The following is an 18,387-nucleotide window of genomic DNA, read 5'->3' on the forward strand; positions in this document are numbered from 1 at the left end:
GCGCCTACCCGGCAACCTCGCCGTCGCGCACCAGTGCCCGCAGGGACACCTTGGAGAACTTGCCCGTCGCCGTCTTCGGAATCTCGTCCAGGATCAGGATCTTCTCCGGGATCCACCAGGACGCGACCCGTCCGGCGAGGTGCGCCCGCAGGTCGTTCTCGTCCAGCGGCCGATCGGCGACCGGCACCACGAAGGCGAGGGGCCGTTCGCCCCAGCGCTCGTCGTCGATCGCGATGACGGCGGCCTCGTGCACCGCGGGGTGCGCCATGATCTCGTTCTCCAGCAGGACGGAGGAGATCCATTCGCCGCCGGACTTCACCATGTCCTTCGTGCGGTCGATGATCTCCAGGTAGCGGTGCCGGTCGAGCGCACCCACGTCGCCGGTGCGCAGCCAGCCGTCGGCGGTGAACGACGACGGCGACGGGTCGGCACCGAAGTAGGCCGCGGCGATGGTCGGGCCGTACGCCTGGAGTTCGCCCGGGGTGCCGTCCGGCTCGACCGGCGCGCCCGCCTCGTCGACGATCCTGATCTCGGTGAGCGGCAGCGGCGGCCCGGGCTTGCGCAGCACCTCCCGTCGCGCGTCGGCGTCGAGGCCCTCGTGCGCGCTCGACAGCCGGGCGCAGGTGACGACCGGGCTCGTCTCGGTCATGCCCCAGGCGTTCGTCAACGGGATGCCGGTGCCGTCCTGCCACGCCTTGGACAGCGAGTCGGGCAGCGCGCCGCCGCCGGAGACCACCATCCGCAGGCTGCTCAGATCCACCGTTCCCAGCAGGGGCAGCAGGCTGCGCCAGACGGTGGCCACCGCCCCGGAGAACGTGACCCGGTGCCGGGACAGCTGAGCGGCCAGCGCCTCCGGGGACATCGCCGGGCCGGGCAGCACCAGATCGGCGCCGGCCAGCATGGCGGCGTACGGCAGCCCCCAGGCGTTGACGTGGAACATCGGCACGATCGGCAGCACCACGTCGCGTTCGCTGATGGCGAAGTTGTCGACCCCGAGCAGCATCAACGCGTGCAGCACGATCGAACGGTGGCTGTAGAGCACGCCCTTCGGCCGGCCCGTCGTGCCGGAGGTGTAGCAGAGGCTGGCCGCGTCGCTCTCGTCCACCGCGGTCGGGGACGCCGGTGCGCGCACGCCCGCGAGCAGTTCCTCGTAGTCGGCGATGCGCGGGTCGGCCGGCAGTTCCGCCGCGCCGCCGTCGTCCATCACCACGACCCGCCGCACGGTGGGCAGCCGGTCGACGAGCGGCCACACCCGCGGCATCAGCGAACGGTCCACGAACAGCACGTCGTCCGCGGCGTCGGCGACGATGTAGGTGAGCTCGTCGTCGAAGAGCCGGTGGTTGAGGGTGTGCAGGATCCGGCCGCCGCTCGGCACGGCGAGGTACAGCTCCACGTGGCGTTGGGAGTTCCAGCCGAAGGTGCCGACCCGGGCCTGGTGCGGCACGTGGAGCGCGTCGAGCACCGCCGCGAGCCGGCGCGCGCGGGTCACCACGTCGGCCCACGTCGCGACGTTCTCCCCGGTGGCCGTGGCGGTGATGACGCGCTTGTGCGCGAAGAGCTGTTCCACCCGCCGCATGAGGGTCGCCACGTCCAGCGGAGCGTGTTGCATCAGGCCGCGCATTCTTCTCCTCGATGTGCCGCCGGACCCGGTTCGGCCCTTCCCATGGGCGCGCTTCGATGAACTGTAGGGTTCGGCACTTGCCCGAAAGAGGGAGGTTCTTCATGACGTTCGGGCCGTCGAAGTGTGCGAAACATCCACCACGGGGCCGACGGAACGCTGATCCGAGTCGTGGCGCCGTTCCGAAGCGGGTGGTCGACGCCATCCCGCTGGCGTGGCCGGACGACCGGCGAGGCGCGAGCGGTCGATCGCGTCTCGCCGGTTCCGCCGCGGCCGGGGTTCGTATGGTGGGGTCATGGATCATGTGGAGGCCGGCGGGTTGTCCGTCGCCTATCTTCAGGACGGGCCGTCGAACGGCTGGCCGGTCGTCCTGTCGCACGGCTTCCCCTACGACGTCCACGCCTACGACGAGGTCGTGCCGGCGCTGACGGCGCACGGCGCCCGGGTGATCCGGCCGTACCTGCGGGGCTTCGGCCCCACGCGTTTCCGTTCCGCGGACACCGTGCGCAGCGGGCAGCAGGCCGCGCTCGGATCGGATCTCATCGCACTGGTCGACGCCCTGCGGCTCGACCGGCCGATCGTGGCCGGCTACGACTGGGGCGGCCTGGCGTCCTGCGTAGCGGCCGCACTGTGGCCGCAGCGGGTCTCCGGCCTGGTGTCGCTGGCCGGTTACGACATCATCGACATCGAGCGGCAACGGCACGCGTTCGACCCGCTCGTCGAGCACACCGTGTGGTACCAGCACCTCTTCCAGACCGAACGCGGCCGCGAAGGCCTTGCCGCGCACCGCCGGGACCTGTGCCGGATGCTGTGGCGGCAATGGTCCCCACGCTGGGCCTTCGACGAGGCGACCTTCGCCCGGACCGCCGTTTCGTTCGACAACCCAGACTTCGTCGACGTCGTCGTCCACGCCTACCGGCACGCGCTCGGCCAGGTCGCCGGCGATCCGGCCTACGAGGAACTCGAAACCCGCCTCGCCGCCCGCCCGAGAATCACCGTGCCGGCCGTGACGTTGGACGGCGCCACCGACACGCTGAAGCCGGGTGGCACCGCCGATCACGCGCCCATGTTCGTCGCCGGGCATGAGTACCGGCTGGTCGACGCCGGCCACAACCTCCCGCAGGAGGCACCCGCGGCGTTCGCCGACGCCGTGCTGACCGTGCGGGAACGGCGTGCGGGCTGAGAACCCCGCTCCGGGCTGCGCCGGTGCGGTGTGGTTCGCTCGCCGGGTGGAGCTTCTGTTGACGTCGAGCGGCCTGGGCAACGACGCCCTGCGGGATGCGCTGCGGGAGATGGTGGGCAAGCCGTTCGGGTCGGCGAACGTCGTGTACGTGCCGACGGCCTCCCTCGCCGAGCCCGGCGACCACGGCTGGTTCCTCGCCGACCTGAACCGGGTGCACGGCCTCGGCTGGCGGGAGTTCGACGTCCTGGAGCTGAACGGCCTGCCGCAGCGGCTGGTGCTCGACCGGCTGCGCCACGCCGACGTCATCTACGTCGGGGGCGGCAGCCACTATCACCTCGCGCGCAGCATCACCGGCAACGATCTGGCCGCCGGCTTCCTGGACGCGTTGCGGGGCCGGGTCTATGTCGGGTTCAGCGCCGGGTCGATGATGTTCAGCCGCAACCTCACGGAACGCTCCGCCGATGTCATCGGCGACACCGCGGATCTGCGTGTGCTCGGCGCGACGACCGTGCAGCCGCCGTTCGGCCTCTTCGACTGGTATCTGAAGCCGCACCTGTACTCGCCGGATTTCCCGGAGCGCGATGACGCCTGGGCCGATCGCATCGTCGAACGGGCCGACTTCCCGATCTACTTCATCGACGACGAGACGGCCGTGCGCGTCCGGGGCGACGAGGTGGACGTCGTCTCCGAGGGCCGGTGGCGGTTCCACCCGTGACGCGCGGGCCGGCGTTTGCGTTCGACGGCCACGTCGTGTGGCTCACGCCGGAGCAGGGCGGACGATCCTCGGGACCGCCGGCGACACCGGCCGGCGAGCGGTACGCGGCTACCGCGTTCGTCCCGCCGTGGACGGCCGAGACCGGGCTCGCCTCGTTCGTAATGCGGGTGTCCGATCCGTCGGGCTGGACGTCCGCGGCCGAGGGCGCCTGGTTGGTGCGGCGCGACGAGAATTTCTCGCCGTGGTGGCGGGCAGGCTGACCGAGGGGCCGAGAGTGGTCGCCTACTTGGGAATCTTCGTCGGCGTCTCCGGACCTGCCGTACGACACCGATCGGCCAGGAACTGGGCACGATTCCCCAGCGCGGTGCGACCGCCAGGCCGATGTCGCCCGGCCGGTGTTCTCGGGCGCCACCGACCGCCGGCTCGTCCGGGCCGCTCGCACGGCCCGGACGGATCCCGGTCACGTCAGGTCGAACCGGTCGAGTCCCATCACCTTGGCCCAGGCCGCGACGAAGTCGTCGACGAACTTCTCCCCGGCGTCGTCGGCGGCGTACACCTCGGCGATGGCGCGCAGTTCCGAGTTGGAACCGAAGACGAGGTCGGCCCGGCTGCCGACCCAGCGGAGAGCACCGGTGGCCGCATCGCGCCCCTCGAACAGGTTGGCGTCCGGCGTCGTCGGCGCCCACACCGTGTTCAGGTCGAGCAGATTGACGAAGAAGTCGTTGGTAAGCGTGCCCGGCTCCGCCGTGAACACACCCACCGTGGACTGCCCCTGGTTGGCTCCCAGCACCCGCAGGCCACCCACCAGGACGGTCATCTCCGGCGCGCTGAGCGTGAGCAGATTGGCGCGGTCGACCAGCATGAACTCGGCAGGCAGCCGCTGGCCCTTGCCCACATAGTTGCGAAAACCGTCGACGGACGGCTCAAGCGCGGCGAAGGACTCCACGTCGGTCTGCTCCGCCGTGGCGTCGACCCGGCCGGGCGTGAACGGCACCTGCACGGCGTGCCCGGCCGCCTTCGCCGCCGCCTCGACTGCGGCGGCACCGCCCAGGACGATCAGGTCGGCGAGCGAGACCTGCGTGCCGCCAGCGGCGGAGGTGTTGAAACGCTCCCGGATCCCGTCCAGCGTGTGCAGCACCCGAGCCAGCTGATCGGGATCGTTGATCTCCCAGCCGTTCTGCGGTTCGAGCCGGATACGTGCGCCGTTCGCGCCACCACGCTTGTCACTGCCGCGGAACGTCGAAGCCGCCGCCCAAGCTGTGGAGACCAACTCGGACACCGTCAGGCCCGACTCCAGCACCTGCGCCTTGAGCGCGGCGACGTCGTCGTGGTCGACCGGATTGTGGGTGGCCTCGGGCAGCGGGTCCTGCCACAGCAGCACCTCGGAGGGCACTTCGGGGCCGTGGTACCGGGCGATCGGGCCCATGTCGCGGTGGGTCAGCTTGAACCAGGCCCGGGCGAACGCGTCGGCGAACCCGGCCGGGTCTGCGTGGAAGCGCCGCGCGATCGGTTCGTAGACCGGGTCGAACCGCAGTGCCAGATCGGTGGTGAGCATCGTCGGCGCATGTGTCTTGGTCGCGTCGTGCGCGTCCGGGACGGTACCGGCGCCCGCGCCGCCCACCGGCTTCCACTGCTGCGCACCGGCAGGGCTGCGCGACAGTTCCCACTCGTAGCCGAACAGGATGTCGAAGAAGCTGCCGTCCCACCGGGTCGGCGTGTGGGTCCAGGCGCCTTCCAGCCCGCTGGTGATCGTGTCAACGCCTTTGCCGGTGCCGAAGCCGTTGCGCCAGCCCAGCCCCTGCTCCTGCAGCGGCGCACCCTCCGGCTCGGGCCCGACGTGGTCGGAGGCACCCGCTCCGTGGGTCTTGCCGAATGTGTGCCCGCCCGCGATCAACGCGACTGTTTCCTCGTCGTTCATCGCCATGCGGCGGAACGTCTCGCGAATGTCGCGGGCCGCCGCGATCGGGTCCGGATTGCCGTTCGGCCCCTCCGGGTTGACGTAGATGAGCCCCATCTGTACGGCTGCCAGCGGGTTCTCCAGTTCACGCTGACCGCTGTACCGCTCGTCGCCGAGCCAGGTCGTCTCCGGACCCCAATAGACGTCCTCGTCGGGCTCCCACACGTCCTCACGTCCACCGGCGAACCCGAAGGTCGTGAAGCCCATCGACTCCAGTGCGACGTTGCCGGCGAGCACCATCAGGTCGGCCCACGACAGTGCCCGGCCGTATTTCTTCTTCACCGGCCACAGCAGGCGGCGGGCCTTGTCCAGGTTCGCGTTGTCCGGCCAGCTGTTCAGCGGAGCGAAGCGCTGCTGGCCGGAACCTGCGCCGCCGCGACCGTCGCTGATCCGGTAGGTACCCGCACTGTGCCACGCCATCCGGATCATGAACGGACCGTAGTGGCCGTAGTCGGCCGGCCACAGGTCCCGCGACGTGGTCAACACCTCGGCGATGTCCCGCTTGACCGCGGTCAGGTCCAGGGTGTCGAACGCGGCGGCATAGTCGAACGAGGCGCCCAGCGGGTTGCCCACCGCAGGATTCTTCGCCAGGATTTTCAAGTTGAGGCGGTTGGGCCACCAGCCCCTATTGCCGCCGCCCTGAGTCGGATGCGGAGCCCGGCCGTGCGCGACCGGACATTTCGATGCACTGCCCTCCTGCGAGTCGTGCACGATCGCATCGTGATTCTCGGCCATCGAGGTCACCCCATTGTCGTTCATCGATTTCCTTACGAGTCGGGCCGAAGCTCAGGACTACGCGGTCGCCGAGTCGGCGAGGCTCACGCGTGACGGTTCGACGTCGGATATCCCGCCGGCCACCGCGGACGGGGAACGTTCGGCCGGGTTCAGCGCGAGAAAGACGGCACCCGCCAGGGCGCCCGCGAGAATCTCGGCGAGCAGGTGCACCCAGATGACCGACCATGAGATCAGGCCCATGGCGGCGGCGCCGATCGCGACGGCCGGGTTGAACGCCCCTCCCGAGATGCCGCCCACGGTTACCGCACCCGCCAGGACGGTTCCGCCGATCGCGAGACCGTAGAAGGAATTGTCGGGATGGCTACGACTGGTGGCGACGTTGAGCACGACATAGGCCAACGCGAAGGTGAACAGCGCCTCCGCGGCGAACGCGACGGCGAACTCGCGGCCGGTGAAGGTGAGCGCTTCAGGTTTCGCCCCCCTCAGGACCAGCCGAGCGGTGCCGGCGGCCACCACCCCACCGAGTACCTGCACGACCACGTACCCGGCCGCAGTGCCGGGGCTGACCGCGCCGCGCACGAGGGCCGCCACGGTCACCGCCGGGTTGAAGTGCGCACCGGAAACGTGCCCACCCGCGTACACCATCGCCATCAGAACGACACCGATGGCGATCGGTGCCAATGCATTGGCACTGGTCACCGTGATCCCGATGGTGAAGATCAGAAAGAACGTACCGACGAACTCGGCTGCATATCTGCGCATCTTTTCCTCCCGGTCCAGCGGCCAGCCGCATTTGACGCGGCACGGCCTTTACACGACGAGCAATGGCGCCGGCGCGGAGAACGTTACAGAAATCGACTCGCATAGTTCTTACGAACCGATAATGGAAGTCTTACGTCGATCGCGACAGCGACAGTCCCGGGTCGACAGACCGGCATCCACCAGGCACCCTTATCCATTCCTTGCGACCTCGGCCTCGTAGCCCACCAGATACACAGCGGTGGACTCGCACTGCTGTACAGCCTTGCGGCCAAGCAGCCCGCGGCCGAGCATCTGGTCGATCAGACGCCCGCACTGCCCGCCGGCCGCGAGCCGCCCGGTTCCGCCTGTCCGCCGCTCGGAAGCTACCTCGGACGTAAGGCGAAGAAGCAGATCGCTCGGACCACCGGCCTCGCCGGATCCGGCTGAGACCGATCGGCAATCGGGCCGGGACCCCGGCTCGGCGGGATCCGCCACGATCGCCGTTCGCGACCGGTCTACCGTGGGTGGCATGCGTGCCCGTGACGTGGCGATGCCGTTGGTGTGCCACCGGGTGAGCGCGGCGTGCAACAGACCGTCGGCGACCTCAGGCATCTGCAGGTCGGCGTCGGCCGCCCGGGCACCGAGCCGGGCCGCCCGGGCGAGGCGACGTTCCCCCGGGGAAGATGCCAGACGTCGGCGGAGGCGGCGGCGAGCCAGGACCGGTCAGACACCGACGTCGCGGCGGTCGAACAGCACCACGCCGGCGGCGGTCGTGACCTGATCGCATTCGCCATGTAGGTGGCGATCAGCGCCGCGCGATCGTGCGGGCCGCCAGCGTGCCCGCGCACTCAGCTCCGCAGCGCCCTGGAACTGGCTGTCGAAGCCGGCGTAGGTCGAGGTGAACACGGCGACGCCGGCCGCCCAGCGGAGCACCGAACGGCGGTCGTCCCGCCACGTCTTACGCACCAGCGCGGGCACCATCGCCGGCTCCTTCCGAGTGGTAGTAGAACGACAGGAACGTGTCCTCCAGGTCCGGCTCGCTCGCCAGCAGGTCCACCGCGTCGTGGCGGGCCGCCGCCTTCACCAACGGATCCAGGCGGCCGTTCACGGTGCAGGTCAGCACCGGCCCCGACACCAGCACGTCACTCACACCGGGCAGCGCCGCGAACTCGGCGGCCTCGACCGGGTCACCGAAGTGGATCTCGACGGTGCGGATCGCGCGCTTGCCGAGCGACTCGACCCGCTCGACCGCGACCAGCCGCCCGTCGCGCACGATCGCCACCCGGTCGGCGACGTGCTGCCCCTCCGCCAGCACGTGCGAGGACATGAACACCGTCTGCCCGGCCGCCCGCGCGTCCCGCACCAGCCCCAGGAACTCCTGCTGCATCAACGGATCCAGCCCACTCGTCGGTTCGTCCAGCACCAGCAGATCCGGCTCGTGCATGAACGCCTGCACCAGCCCAACCTTCTGCTTGTTGCCCTTGCTCATCGAGCATCGGCGAAGAACCGCAACAGGTCCGCAGCCCTGTCCCGGCCCGGAAACGCCAACTCACCCGGCAGATAGCCGACCCGCCGGTGCAGGACCGCCTTGTCCCGCCGGGGATCCAGGCCGAAGACCGTGGCCCGGCCACGCGTCGGGCGCAGGAAATCCGACAGCAGCCGGATCGTGGTGGTCTTGCCCGACCGAATGGGGCATCTTCGGCCTCGCCCGCATCCTGCTCGTCGTCCGCAGACGCACCCCGCTGCGCCTGATCGGCTTCCTCGCGGAGGCTCACCAGCGCGGCGTCCTGTGTCAGGCCGGCGGCTTCTAGCGGTTCCGCCACAACCGACTCCAGGACCAACTCGCGCGGCCGGCGGCCGACGCACGCCAAGACGGCGTCGCACGATGATCCTGCTGGTTCACCGGCCACCTGCGTGACGGTGCCATCCGGCAGCTGACCGGCTGGTCTGTTTCGAGAACGTGGGCGAGCTTCCAATCGCCGGGCCAGAACTGCAACGGGTAGGCCGGCCAAGCGGTCAACACCCCAGGCATAGCGGCACCGCACCTACCGTTGACCTGGCCGGCCAGGGTAGCCGCCCAGTCGTACCCGTCCTCACCGGGCGACCGAGCGCACCATCGGCGGCAGATGAGGGCGCGAAGATTTCATGCATCCCGCTCGCGGCGCGCGGATGGACCAACATAGACACTTCGGTACCGTCCGGAACGAGCCGAGTAACGCCCGTTTGCGATCATGGTTGCGCTCTACCATTCCGACCGACGGGAGACCCCAGTGGAAGATGTGAGTTCGCCGGTCGATCCGATCGAGAATCGCCCAGCCGCTCACGATGTCGCCGGCTGCATTCCCTGTGACGCACTGGCGGGCCGGGCACCGCTGCCCGGCGGCCGGATCCACCAGACGCCGCACTGGACGATCATGCACGTCTTCGGCTCCTTCGGCCTCGGAGCGCTGGCGGTCGTTCCCCTGCGGCACGTCGTTCATGTCGCCGACCTCAGCCAGGAAGAGGTCTCTGAACTCGGTGCCGTACTGCGAGAGACCGCCGACGTCGTCACGGAGTTGACGGATCCGGTGCAGGTCTACACGTGCCAGTGGTCGCACCACGGTGGCCGGGCCGCGCACATCCATTTCATCCTTCAGCCCATCCGCCAAAGCGATATGAACGCACATCCCGGCAAGCTCGGGCCGATGCTGCAGACGGCGCTGGCGGAAGCGGGGAACAAGCCCGACCACGACGCGGTCGAGGCATTCGCCGAACGTGCACGCACGCTATACGCCGCCCGCCGCGTGTAGCGCAGAGCCGCCGGCCGCGCGGTCCAGGGCTGCGATGGTGACATATCGGCTGCGTCTACCGGCATACCGCCGACTCGCCGGCCGCCGCTGGTGTCGGCTGGAGCCAGCCGAAATTCGGTCATGCGCCCCGCATCGCGCTCTACTGCTCCTAGCCTGCACTTATTTCCTTGGCTGCAGACATTGAGTGGCTGGACGGGTGGATGACACGGATCACCCCGGGGCGTTGTCGATGCTTCGCGCTCCGGCCACCGATGCTGAGCAGCCTTCGACGCAGATCGTCGCTCGCCCGCACGAACATCACCCTAGCCGCAGTACTGCGGCGGGATCGTCAGGTCGAACCGGCGGCACAGGGCCAGCACGTCGGCGCGGTCACCGGCATCGCCCGCGTAGGCATCGCGAAATCTGACGGCCCACTCCGCGTCGACGCAGTCCACGATCCGGTCCCCGATCGTGCCTCGTCCGGTCAGCGAGGCCGCCGGATAGGCGTTGCCGGCTTCCGGCGGTCCGAGCACGCCGTTGCCGTTCCTGTCGAGGACGATGACGTGCAGGTCCACCACGGGGCCCGCCGGTCGCCGCATCAGGAAGTTCCACGCGGTGGCGCTCTGCTCCCGCACCGCCACGAAGCCGTGCTCCGACAGGGCGGCCAGGAAGGGTTCCAGATGCCGGGCCTCGATCGCGATGTCGAGGTCGCCGTGCTCGCGGGTCTGCGTGCCGAGGAGCGCGTCGACTCCCCAGCCTCCGTCGATCCACAGCCGCGCACCGGCCCGATCCGCCAGGCGCAGCACGGAGAGCACGTCGTCCAGTGTGGTGCGCGCTCCGGGCGGGGTGCTGCTGGGCATCCGGAAAGTATGCGCCACCGGAGGCCCGCCTACGGCCGGAAGTACTCCGACATCAGGCGGCTCACCCAGGCCGGCTGTCGGACGTTCCGCGGCAGGAACTCCGCCATCACCGGCTTGCGGTCGACGACCGGGGTACCCGACACCGCGTCGAGGCCACGCACCGTCAGTTCGCGGCCACGGACGGATTCGATGGCGCAGCAGGTCACCGCGATCCGGTTCGGCCGGCGGGGGCCACGGCCGGCGAAGACGCCGACGGGAGGAAGGTCGGGTCGGCCGCGGGAGGGGCGGGGCACGCGGAAGTCGTCGCCCTCGGCGAACCGGTCGAGCACGAACAGGACCTCCACGTGGGAGAAGTCCGCCAAGCCCTGGAGGCACGCGGCGCCGAAGCGTTCGGCGACGGTGACGGTGCTGCGCACGGATCCCCAGTTGTCCGTGTGCTGCACGTCGGTCCGGTCGTTGTGGACGGTGCCGATCGGCGTGATCCCGAAGCTGAGCATGGTGCGTTTCCCCGTTCGAACGAGTGATGGTCAGCCGACGAAAAGCAGGACGGCGACCGCGAGCATGGCCGCGGCGGTGGCCCCGTGGATGCCGAAGACGGCCCGCTTGGGGCCGTTGCTGCGCCACACGACCAGCGCGTCGCCGACCGGAATGCCGGCAGCCGCCACGACGAACCAGCCGATCAGGTGCGGTGTCCCGCCGGCGAGCACGACGAACGTGAAGACTCCGGCGGCGATGTCGCGCACGGCCTTGACGCTCAGCCAGGCCCGGAACGTGGGGTCGCCGGTCGGCGTGTCGGGAATGCCGAAGCCGGCGGCGGCGCGGGGGGTCCGGAAGGCGTTGAGGCCGAGGAAGACGCCGAATGCGCCGATGATCCCGGTGAGCACGTAGGCGACGTCGATGAGCATGGGGTCCCTCCCCTGGTCCGACAGAAATCTAGCAGCGCTAGAACTTATAGCGACGTTAGAGTAGCGACGAAAGAATGTCTAGCACTGCTAGGATCGGCTCATGTCCGCCACCAGGGAGCGCCGCGAACGCGAACGCGCCCAGCGCCATCAGATGATCATCACGGCCGCCCGCGAACTCGCCGAGGCCGAAGGCTGGGAGGCGGTGACGACCCGCCGGCTGGCCGAACGGGTCGAGTACAGCCAGCCCGTGCTGTACAGCCACTTCAACGGCAAGGACGCCATCGTCGGCGCCGTCGCCCTGGACGGGTTCGTGGAGATGGCCGGCGATCTGGGTCGCGCCCGGCGCTCGGCCCCCGAACCGGCCCGGGCCCTGCGCGCTGTCTGCGCCGCCTACCTGCGCTTCGCCACCGAGCGTCCCGCGCTCTACCAGGCCATGTTCATCCTGCCGACCAACCTGAAGTTCGCGAGCGTCGATACGCCGGCGCCGCTGCGCGCCTGCTTCGACGAGTTCGTCAACTGTCTGCGGCCGGACAACGAACGGCGCGAACTGTTCGCCGAGGTCATCTGGAGCGCACTGCACGGCATCGCCGTCCTGTCGGAGAGCGGCCGCATCCCGCCGGCCGGGCAGGAGGAGCGGATCGACCTCCTCGTCGCCGGGGTCGCCGCCGGCGGGTAGCTATCGCGAGCCGGCGGCGTCGAGCCGCGCCGCGACGGGTGTGAGGTCGGCGATCAGTCGCGCGCGGTCGTTGGGGCCGAGGCTCGCGTACGGCGCCGCGGCGAGATCGTCGGTGATCGACTCGATCCGCGCCTTGGTCCGCCGGCCCGCGGCGCTGAGCCCGCCGGAGCCGTCGACGAGCCCCCGGCCGCGCATCCCGGCCACCACCGCGGCCAGCCGGTCCGCGGGCAGATGGTGGATCCGGCCGAACGTCTCCGGCGGCACACCCTCCCACAATGCGTGCAGCACGTGCGACTCCGTCCCGCCGATGCCGGCGGCGACCAGTGCGGCGACATGGCCGTCCCCGCGGTGTTCGCGCAGCAGGGTGGCCGCGTGCCAGAGCCGGGCGACGGGCTCCCGCGGAACGGGCAGCGCGCGCAGCGCGGCGTACAGCGGCCGGCCCCGCGTCGAGGCGCTGGTCGCCGCCTCGGTCGCCAGGTCGGCGGCACGGGCGAGGGCGGGGGCGTCGACGAGTTCGCCGAGAATACGCCGCAGGGCCGCGACACTGCCCCGCTCGCGGGCGGCGAGCGCCTCCGCCGGGGTGGTCAGGTCCCAGACGCGGGGGATGTGGCGGGCCACCTCGCCGGCGGCGAAGTTGTAGAAGATCGCGTCGACCGTCCCGGCCGGGACGCGGCCCAGCGGCGCGGCCCGGCCGGCGAAGTAGGCGTCCCACGTGTTGCGCAGGCCGAGCGCCCGCAGCGCGTCCTCCGGCTCGTCGGCGAAGTAGGTAACCAGGTGGATCGGCTCCACGAGACGGTGCAGGCGGCGGGCGGTGTCGCCGGTGACGGCGGGGTCGCGGACCAGGGATCGCATCCGAATCATCTCCTGTGATCGCGGGACGGCTCACCCGCTCCACGAACGGCTCAGCCGCGATCCGACAACGTCCGCCGAAAATCTTCGCCGATGGAGATCGTGGTGTCGCCGCCGAGGGCCCTGCCCAGCGCGGTCAGCCGGGGGTCGGCGACGGCCGGGTTGGCCACCAGGCAGCGGGTCACGAGGTCCGTCCAGAGCCGGCGGGTGGACGCCGCGTCCGAGCGGCGGGCGAACAGCGGCGAGCGGGGGCGCTTGTGCCACGGCAGGTCCGGGTCGGTGAGCACGGCGTTCAGCTCGTCGAGCAGGACGGCGGCCAACGCGGTGGCGGCCGGGGTCTCCGCCCGCAGCAGCAGGATCGCCAGGGTCAGGAACATCGGCGCGGACGGCTCGTCGCGCCAGTCGCCCGGCAGGTTCAGCCGGCACCAGGCCAGGAACGGCACGGCGGCGGCGCGGGCCGGCTCCCCCAGTTCCCACGCGGAATCCACCAGCGGCCCGAGGGAGTCGACCGGATCGTCCCCGGCGGTCACCGCTCTGACCAGGAACACGCAGGCGAACAGCCGGCCCAGGTGGCCGCGCCGATCGGTCGGCCTCCCCCATCGGGTGAGGGCCAGCACCTCGCCGGGGTGCCACGCGAGCCGGTCGGGCAGCCAGGGGCTGTGCACCAGATCGTCCAGGGCCCGGCGGTGCTCGGGCACATCGACGCCGTAGTCGGCCGCGGCGATCTCCTCCAGCGCGGCGGGGTCCAGTCGCGGGGCCACCCAGCGGTGCAGCGCGCGTTCGTCCGGTGCCAGGGATGCGAACAGGTCACGCGCGGAACCGGCCATCGCCCGATGATGCGACATCGCCGGAGTCCCGGCCCAGCGGATTTGCGCCGGGTCATCGACCCGTTGCATGCGGTGCGATGCGCCCGACGCCGTTGGCGCGCCGCCGCACGCCTCCCGGGCTAGGGTGACCGCAGACCCCCGCCGCCGACGACGAGGACTGCGATGACCGGCACCGACGACGACGTCACTCTCGACGCGGCGCTGGATCCGCTGGTCGTCGCGCTGGACATCGGTTCGACCGCGAGCCGCGGCGGTGTCCACGACGCGTCCGGGCGGCCGGTGCACGGCCTGCACCACAAGGTGCCGCACGCGTTCACGGTCGCGCCCGACGGCACCTCGACCATCGACCCCGAGCGGGTGACCACGGAGGTTGAGGAGATCCTCGACGCGGTGGCCGGCGACCCGCGCCTGGGGACCCGGATCGGCGGCGTCGCGATGGACACCTTCGCCGCGTCGCTGATCGCCGTCGACCCGGCCGGGCGCGCGCTCACGCCGTGCCTCACCTACGCCGACTCCCGCAGCGCCGCCGCCGTCACCGAGCTGCGGGAGGCGCTCGACGAACGCGCGCTGCAGCAACGCACCGGCACCCGCCTGCACACCAGCTACCACGCCCCGCGCCTGCACTGGCTCGCGACCGCGCAGCCGCGCGTCGTCTCCGCGGCCGCGGCCTGGTGGTCCCTGGGCGAGTTCATCCTGGACCGGCTGATCGGACAGCCGCTCGCCGGCACCTCCACCGCCGCGTGGACGGGCCTGCTGAACCGGCGCACCGGCGGGTACGACGCCGAGCTGCTCGCCGCCGCCGGCATCGCCGCCGAGCAGCTCTCCCCGCCGCGTGACCCGACCGAGCCGGTGCACGCCGCGGCCCCGACACGATGGCCGGCCCTGGCGCGCGCCGCGTGGTTCCCGGTCATCACCGACGGCTTCGCCAGCAACCTCGGTTCCGGGGCGAACGACGCCACCGTCCTCACCGCGGCCACCGCCACCAGCGGCGCGCTGCGGGTGTTGCTCGACGGCCCGGCCGATCCGTTGCCGTTCGGCCTGTGGAACTACCGCGTCGACGCGCGCCGCACCCTGCTCGGCGGGGCGATCAACGATGTCGGCCGCGCCGTCAGCTGGGCGGAGAACACGCTGCGCCTGAGCCCGACGCTCGCGGAGGTCCTCGCCGCGCCGCCGAGCGACGCCGCCCCGCTCGTCCTTCCTTACTTCACCGGGGAACGCGCACCGGGCTGGGTCGGCGGCGCACGCGCCACGCTCGGCGGCGTGTCGGCCGCCACCGATGCCGACACGATGTTCCGCGGGATCGTCGAGGGCGTCGCCATGACCTACGCCCGCGTCGCCGACGAACTGCACCCCGCCGCCCCGCAGGTCGTCGAGGTCGCGGCGGCCGGCCGGGTCAGCAACGACCACCCGGAGTGGCTGGGCGTCCTCGCCGACGTGCTCGGCCGGCCCGTCACGCACGTGACCCGACGGCGCGCGACCCAACGCGGCACGGCCCTGCTCGCGCTGGACGTGCTGGCCCCGGACGTCCCGCGCGCGGCCCGTTCCACCGGGCGGACGTACGAGCCCCGCGACGCGCACGTCGCGCACTACGCGGGGCGGCGCGCCCGGTTCGCCGAGGTGTACGACGCGCTCGTGCGCCGCTGAGGCGGAAGGCTGAGACACGGATCCGACGGGCGTCGGAGGACCCGCTCGTGGGCCGGGCCGCGTAGCGGGACGACGAGCCGGCCCCACCTCGGCTTCCGGCGGCGGCCTCGGCTCTTGGCGGCGGCCCCGGCTTTGGCGGCGGCCTCAGCGGAAGGCGGCGATGTGGCGGGCGACCCAGTCGGCGAACGGGCGCGCGTCGCGGCCGAGGACCCGGCGGACGTCCGGCCTGACCCGCACCTCCTCCGGGGTCGGCGAGCCGAGGATGTCCAGGGTGTCGTCGGCGAGTTCCGCCGGCATGGCCCGGGTCATACCGGCCCTCGCCTCCTCCCGTGTGAGTTCCTGGAACCGGACGGGCTCGCCCAGCGCGTCGGCGATCGCCCGGGTCTGCCCGCGGGGCGTGATCACCTCCGGGCCGGTCAGTTCGTACACGCCGGCGGTGTGCCGGTCCTCCAGCAGGCAGGCCGCCGCGACGTCGGCGATGTCGGCCGGATCCACGATCGGCACCCCCACGTCGCCGAACGGCGCGGCCACGACCCGTTGCGCGCGAACGGATCCGGCCCACCAGAGGGCGTTGGAGGCGAAGCCACCCGGCCGCAGGATCGCCCACTCCAGACCTGATTCGCGCAACGCGTCCTCGACCGCGCGTACCACCACGCGAGTCGTGCCGTGCGGCCTGGTCACCACGCCCAGCGTCGACAGCAGGACGACGCGCCGGACCCCGCTGGACGCGGCCTGCGCGATGAGGTCGCCCGGGCGCGCTCCGGCGGCGTGCAGGTCCCCGGAGAGCAGCAGGAACAACGCCTTCGCTCCGGTCAGCACGGGTGCGAGTCCGGCCGGTTCGGTCAGGTCGGCCGCCACGTGCCGAACGCCGTCCGGCACCGCCGCGGCGTGCCGCGACACCGCCGTCACCCGTTCGCCGGCACCGGCCAGTGCCCGCGTCAGCGGCCGGCCCACGTTGCCGGTCGCCCCGGTTACCACGATCATGTTCAGCTCCTCGCTCGATGTGCGCTGTGGCCACGACGCTAGGAGCGGTACTTACTTTTGGTAAGTACATACCTTTCGGTAAGCTCATGACGTGACCGAAGGCGCGCAGTTCACGAACGCTCCGGACAGCCGGCGGCATGAGGTGTTTCACACCGACTGCGTGGCCCGCGACGTGGTCGACCACGTGACGAGCAAGTGGGGCGTCTGGGTCCTGATCGCCTTGCGCCGCAACGACCTGCGCTTCTACGAACTGCGCGAGAGCATCCAGGGCGTCAGCGAGAAGATGCTCGCCCAGACCCTGCGCGCACTGGTCGAGGACGGACTGCTCCGGCGCGAGGTCGAGCCGACGACACCGCCGCAGGTGACGTATTCGCTGACCGAGTTCGGTCAGGACGTCGCGGAGCCGCTGACCGACCTGTTCGACCGGATAACCCGGCGGCTGTCGACGGCCGGGACGCGATAGCGGGCCGTTGTCGCCTCCGCCTACGATCTACGGATGTCGACGTCCGAGCCGGTGACCCGGTCCTCGCTGCGCAACGTCAAGCCGATCGTGGCGCCGATCCCGATGCTCGCGTTGCCGGAACGGGTGTTCTCCGACGACGAGTGGCGGCGGATCCGGCGCGGCTACGCGTCCCGGGACATGGACGAGCGGTGGGACGTCTTCGTCGAGGAACAGACGGTCTTCGTGCACCGCAGCTGGACCGGCTTCGAGATATTCGCCGCCACGATGGTGCCCGCGCAACCGCACGGTTGGCGGATCGGCACCGCGGTCGTCGAGTCCGAACTGGAACGCCACCGGCGCACCTCGCACGAATACGACCGGGTCGTGCTCGAACTCGTCCTCGTCATGATCGTGCTCGGACAGCCCGCGCCCGCACTGCTGAACGAACTCGACGAACTGTCCAGGAGGGCCTCGGGACGGGACCTTCCGCCCGAGCTCGTCCGGCACAGCGTCGTCGGACTGCGCACCGCGACCGACTGAACGTCAGTGCTCGAGTGCGGTCGAGCCGGTCCAACTGGCGAGCAGGTCGAGTGCCCGGCGTTCGGGTGAGTCGGGCTCGGGCGAGTAGACGCCGATCCGGAGCCCGGGGTCAGCGGGCAGATCGAGGGCCTCGAAGGGCAGGGCCAGGTCCCCGACGAGCGGGTGACGGAGTCGCTTCACGTCGGAGCGGTGGAACTTCACGTCGTGCCTGGCCCACCGCCGGGCGAACTCGTCGCTCCTCGTGGAGAGCTCGCCGATCAGGTCCGTCAGGCTCTTGTCCTGCGGCGAGCGGCCGGTCTCGGTGCGGAGAAAGGCGACCGAGTCGTTCGCGGCCTTCTCCCACTCGGGCCAGAAATCGGCGGAACCCGGATCGAGGAACAGGAACCGCGCGGTGTTGACCGGACTACGCTGCGCGAACAGCGGGGAATCGTAGACCGGGGCGTACAGCGCCCGGCCGAGCGCGTTGGCGGCGAGGATGTCGAACCGCCCGTTGCGGATGTAGGCCGGCAGGCCGGTCATCGCGTCGAGCATCCGCCGAACCACCGGTCGGATCCGCCCGGTCGCGGCGGATGGCCGACGCTCGGACGCGGTGGCCGCGCGGGCCAGGTCGTAGAGGTAGGCCCGCTCGGCGTCGTCGAGCCGAAGCGCGTGGGACAGGGAGTCCAGCACCGAATCCGAGGCGCCACGCAGGTTTCCGCGCTCGAGGCGGATGTAGTAGTCGACGCTCATCCCGGCCAGCAGCGCCACCTCCTCCCGGCGCAACCCGGCCACCCGCCGATTGACCCCGAAGACCGGCAGCCCCGCCTGCTGGGGCGTCATACGGGCGCGACGGGTACTGAGGAACTCCCGCACCTCGTTCGCCCGCTCATGCCTCCGGCTGCCGGTCACGTCACCACCGTAGGTCGCGCGGCGGTGCGCCGGGAGGTACTGCCGTTACCCGGAA

At 71.1% G+C, this 18,387-nt stretch carries 19 protein-coding genes and 1 pseudogene; 8 read left to right on the plus strand and 12 right to left on the minus strand.

Annotated elements, in window-relative coordinates; genetic code table 11:
• Positions 1-4: 4 nt before the first annotated feature.
• Positions 5-1,609: a long-chain fatty acid--CoA ligase gene (locus Val02_RS15365; protein ID WP_239152944.1), complete on the minus strand. Its 1,605-nt coding sequence runs from the start codon at positions 1,607-1,609 to the stop codon at positions 5-7.
• A gap of 304 nt (positions 1,610-1,913) precedes the next feature.
• Here Val02_RS15365 and Val02_RS15370 point away from each other — a divergent pair, with 304 nt between their 5' ends.
• The 3 genes from Val02_RS15370 to Val02_RS15380 are packed head-to-tail and all read left to right on the plus strand — an operon-like array spanning position 1,914 to position 3,776.
• A complete protein-coding gene (locus Val02_RS15370; RefSeq protein ID WP_203899722.1) occupies positions 1,914-2,801 on the plus strand; it encodes an alpha/beta fold hydrolase in 888 nt (295 codons plus the stop codon).
• 46 nt (positions 2,802-2,847) lie between these two features.
• Entirely contained in the window at positions 2,848-3,516 is a 669-nt protein-coding gene (locus Val02_RS15375; protein ID WP_203899723.1) for a Type 1 glutamine amidotransferase-like domain-containing protein, read from the plus strand.
• Positions 3,513-3,776 (plus strand): hypothetical protein, encoded by a 264-nt coding sequence (locus Val02_RS15380; RefSeq protein WP_203899724.1) that lies wholly within the window; start codon positions 3,513-3,515, stop codon positions 3,774-3,776. The genes Val02_RS15375 and Val02_RS15380 overlap by 4 nt, the downstream gene beginning before the upstream one ends.
• A gap of 200 nt (positions 3,777-3,976) precedes the next feature.
• Here the strand turns inward: Val02_RS15380 and katG are convergent, their stop codons facing one another.
• The 4 genes and pseudogenes from katG to Val02_RS15400 all read right to left on the minus strand — a co-directional run bounded on the left by katG (position 3,977) and on the right by Val02_RS15400 (position 8,438).
• Complete coding sequence (gene katG / locus Val02_RS15385) at positions 3,977-6,208, minus strand: catalase/peroxidase HPI (RefSeq protein ID WP_203899725.1); 2,232 nt, start codon at positions 6,206-6,208, stop codon at positions 3,977-3,979.
• 129 nt (positions 6,209-6,337) lie between these two features.
• Positions 6,338-6,970 (minus strand): annotated as a pseudogene (locus Val02_RS15390) (aquaporin); the annotation flags it as partial.
• 702 nt (positions 6,971-7,672) lie between these two features.
• Complete coding sequence (locus Val02_RS47360) at positions 7,673-7,930, minus strand: hypothetical protein (protein ID WP_239152946.1); 258 nt, start codon at positions 7,928-7,930, stop codon at positions 7,673-7,675.
• Complete coding sequence (locus Val02_RS15400) at positions 7,908-8,438, minus strand: AAA family ATPase (protein ID WP_239152947.1); 531 nt, start codon at positions 8,436-8,438, stop codon at positions 7,908-7,910. Before Val02_RS15400 ends, Val02_RS47360 begins: the two co-directional genes overlap by 23 nt.
• Before the next feature lie 781 nt (positions 8,439-9,219).
• Here Val02_RS15400 and Val02_RS15405 point away from each other — a divergent pair.
• Positions 9,220-9,738, plus strand: coding sequence for an HIT family protein (locus Val02_RS15405; RefSeq protein WP_203899727.1), 519 nt, complete (start codon positions 9,220-9,222; stop codon positions 9,736-9,738).
• Between the two features lie 302 nt (positions 9,739-10,040).
• On the opposite strand, the gene Val02_RS15410 is transcribed toward Val02_RS15405, so the two are convergent.
• Genes Val02_RS15410 through Val02_RS15420 form a run of 3 tightly spaced genes read right to left on the minus strand, consistent with a single transcriptional unit; the run spans position 10,041 to position 11,482 of the window.
• Complete coding sequence (locus Val02_RS15410; RefSeq protein ID WP_203899728.1) at positions 10,041-10,577, minus strand: nucleotidyltransferase domain-containing protein; 537 nt, start codon at positions 10,575-10,577, stop codon at positions 10,041-10,043.
• Positions 10,578-10,606: 29 nt separating this feature from the next.
• Positions 10,607-11,074: an SAM-dependent methyltransferase gene (locus Val02_RS15415; RefSeq protein ID WP_203899729.1), complete on the minus strand. Its 468-nt coding sequence runs from the start codon at positions 11,072-11,074 to the stop codon at positions 10,607-10,609.
• Positions 11,075-11,104: 30 nt separating this feature from the next.
• Entirely contained in the window at positions 11,105-11,482 is a 378-nt protein-coding gene (locus tag Val02_RS15420; RefSeq protein WP_203899730.1) for a DUF4267 domain-containing protein, read from the minus strand.
• Positions 11,483-11,582: 100 nt separating this feature from the next.
• On the opposite strand from Val02_RS15420, the gene Val02_RS15425 reads away from it, so the two are divergent.
• Positions 11,583-12,158: a TetR/AcrR family transcriptional regulator gene (locus tag Val02_RS15425; RefSeq protein ID WP_203899731.1), complete on the plus strand. Its 576-nt coding sequence runs from the start codon at positions 11,583-11,585 to the stop codon at positions 12,156-12,158.
• Here the strand turns inward: Val02_RS15425 and Val02_RS15430 are convergent, their stop codons facing one another.
• Positions 12,159-13,010 (minus strand): SCO6745 family protein, encoded by an 852-nt coding sequence (locus Val02_RS15430; protein WP_203899732.1) that lies wholly within the window; start codon positions 13,008-13,010, stop codon positions 12,159-12,161.
• Between the two features lie 50 nt (positions 13,011-13,060).
• The gene (locus Val02_RS15435) at positions 13,061-13,834 is read right to left on the minus strand and encodes a hypothetical protein (RefSeq protein ID WP_203899733.1); all 774 of its coding nucleotides are present in this window, start codon (positions 13,832-13,834) and stop codon (positions 13,061-13,063) included.
• A gap of 162 nt (positions 13,835-13,996) precedes the next feature.
• On the opposite strand from Val02_RS15435, the gene Val02_RS15440 reads away from it, so the two are divergent.
• A complete protein-coding gene (locus tag Val02_RS15440) occupies positions 13,997-15,478 on the plus strand; it encodes a gluconokinase (RefSeq protein WP_203899734.1) in 1,482 nt (493 codons plus the stop codon).
• Between the two features lie 144 nt (positions 15,479-15,622).
• Here the strand turns inward: Val02_RS15440 and Val02_RS15445 are convergent, their stop codons facing one another.
• Complete coding sequence (locus Val02_RS15445; protein WP_203899735.1) at positions 15,623-16,462, minus strand: SDR family oxidoreductase; 840 nt, start codon at positions 16,460-16,462, stop codon at positions 15,623-15,625.
• Positions 16,463-16,553: 91 nt separating this feature from the next.
• Between Val02_RS15445 and Val02_RS15450 the strand changes: the two genes are divergently transcribed.
• Together Val02_RS15450 and Val02_RS15455 are read left to right on the plus strand one after the other, a co-directional pair.
• Positions 16,554-16,925 carry a winged helix-turn-helix transcriptional regulator gene (locus Val02_RS15450; RefSeq protein WP_203899736.1) on the plus strand — a complete coding sequence of 124 codons (372 nt, stop codon included), beginning with the start codon at positions 16,554-16,556 and terminating at the stop codon, positions 16,923-16,925.
• 33 nt (positions 16,926-16,958) lie between these two features.
• Positions 16,959-17,444, plus strand: coding sequence for a hypothetical protein (locus Val02_RS15455; RefSeq protein ID WP_203899737.1), 486 nt, complete (start codon positions 16,959-16,961; stop codon positions 17,442-17,444).
• Positions 17,445-17,447: 3 nt separating this feature from the next.
• Here Val02_RS15455 and Val02_RS15460 read toward each other — a convergent pair whose 3' ends face one another.
• A complete protein-coding gene (locus tag Val02_RS15460; RefSeq protein WP_275415577.1) occupies positions 17,448-18,332 on the minus strand; it encodes a helix-turn-helix domain-containing protein in 885 nt (294 codons plus the stop codon).
• Positions 18,333-18,387: the final 55 nt, after the last annotated feature.

The sequence above is a fragment of the Virgisporangium aliadipatigenens genome, assembly GCF_016863615.1.
Taxonomy (GTDB): Bacteria; Actinomycetota; Actinomycetes; order Mycobacteriales; family Micromonosporaceae; genus Virgisporangium; species Virgisporangium aliadipatigenens.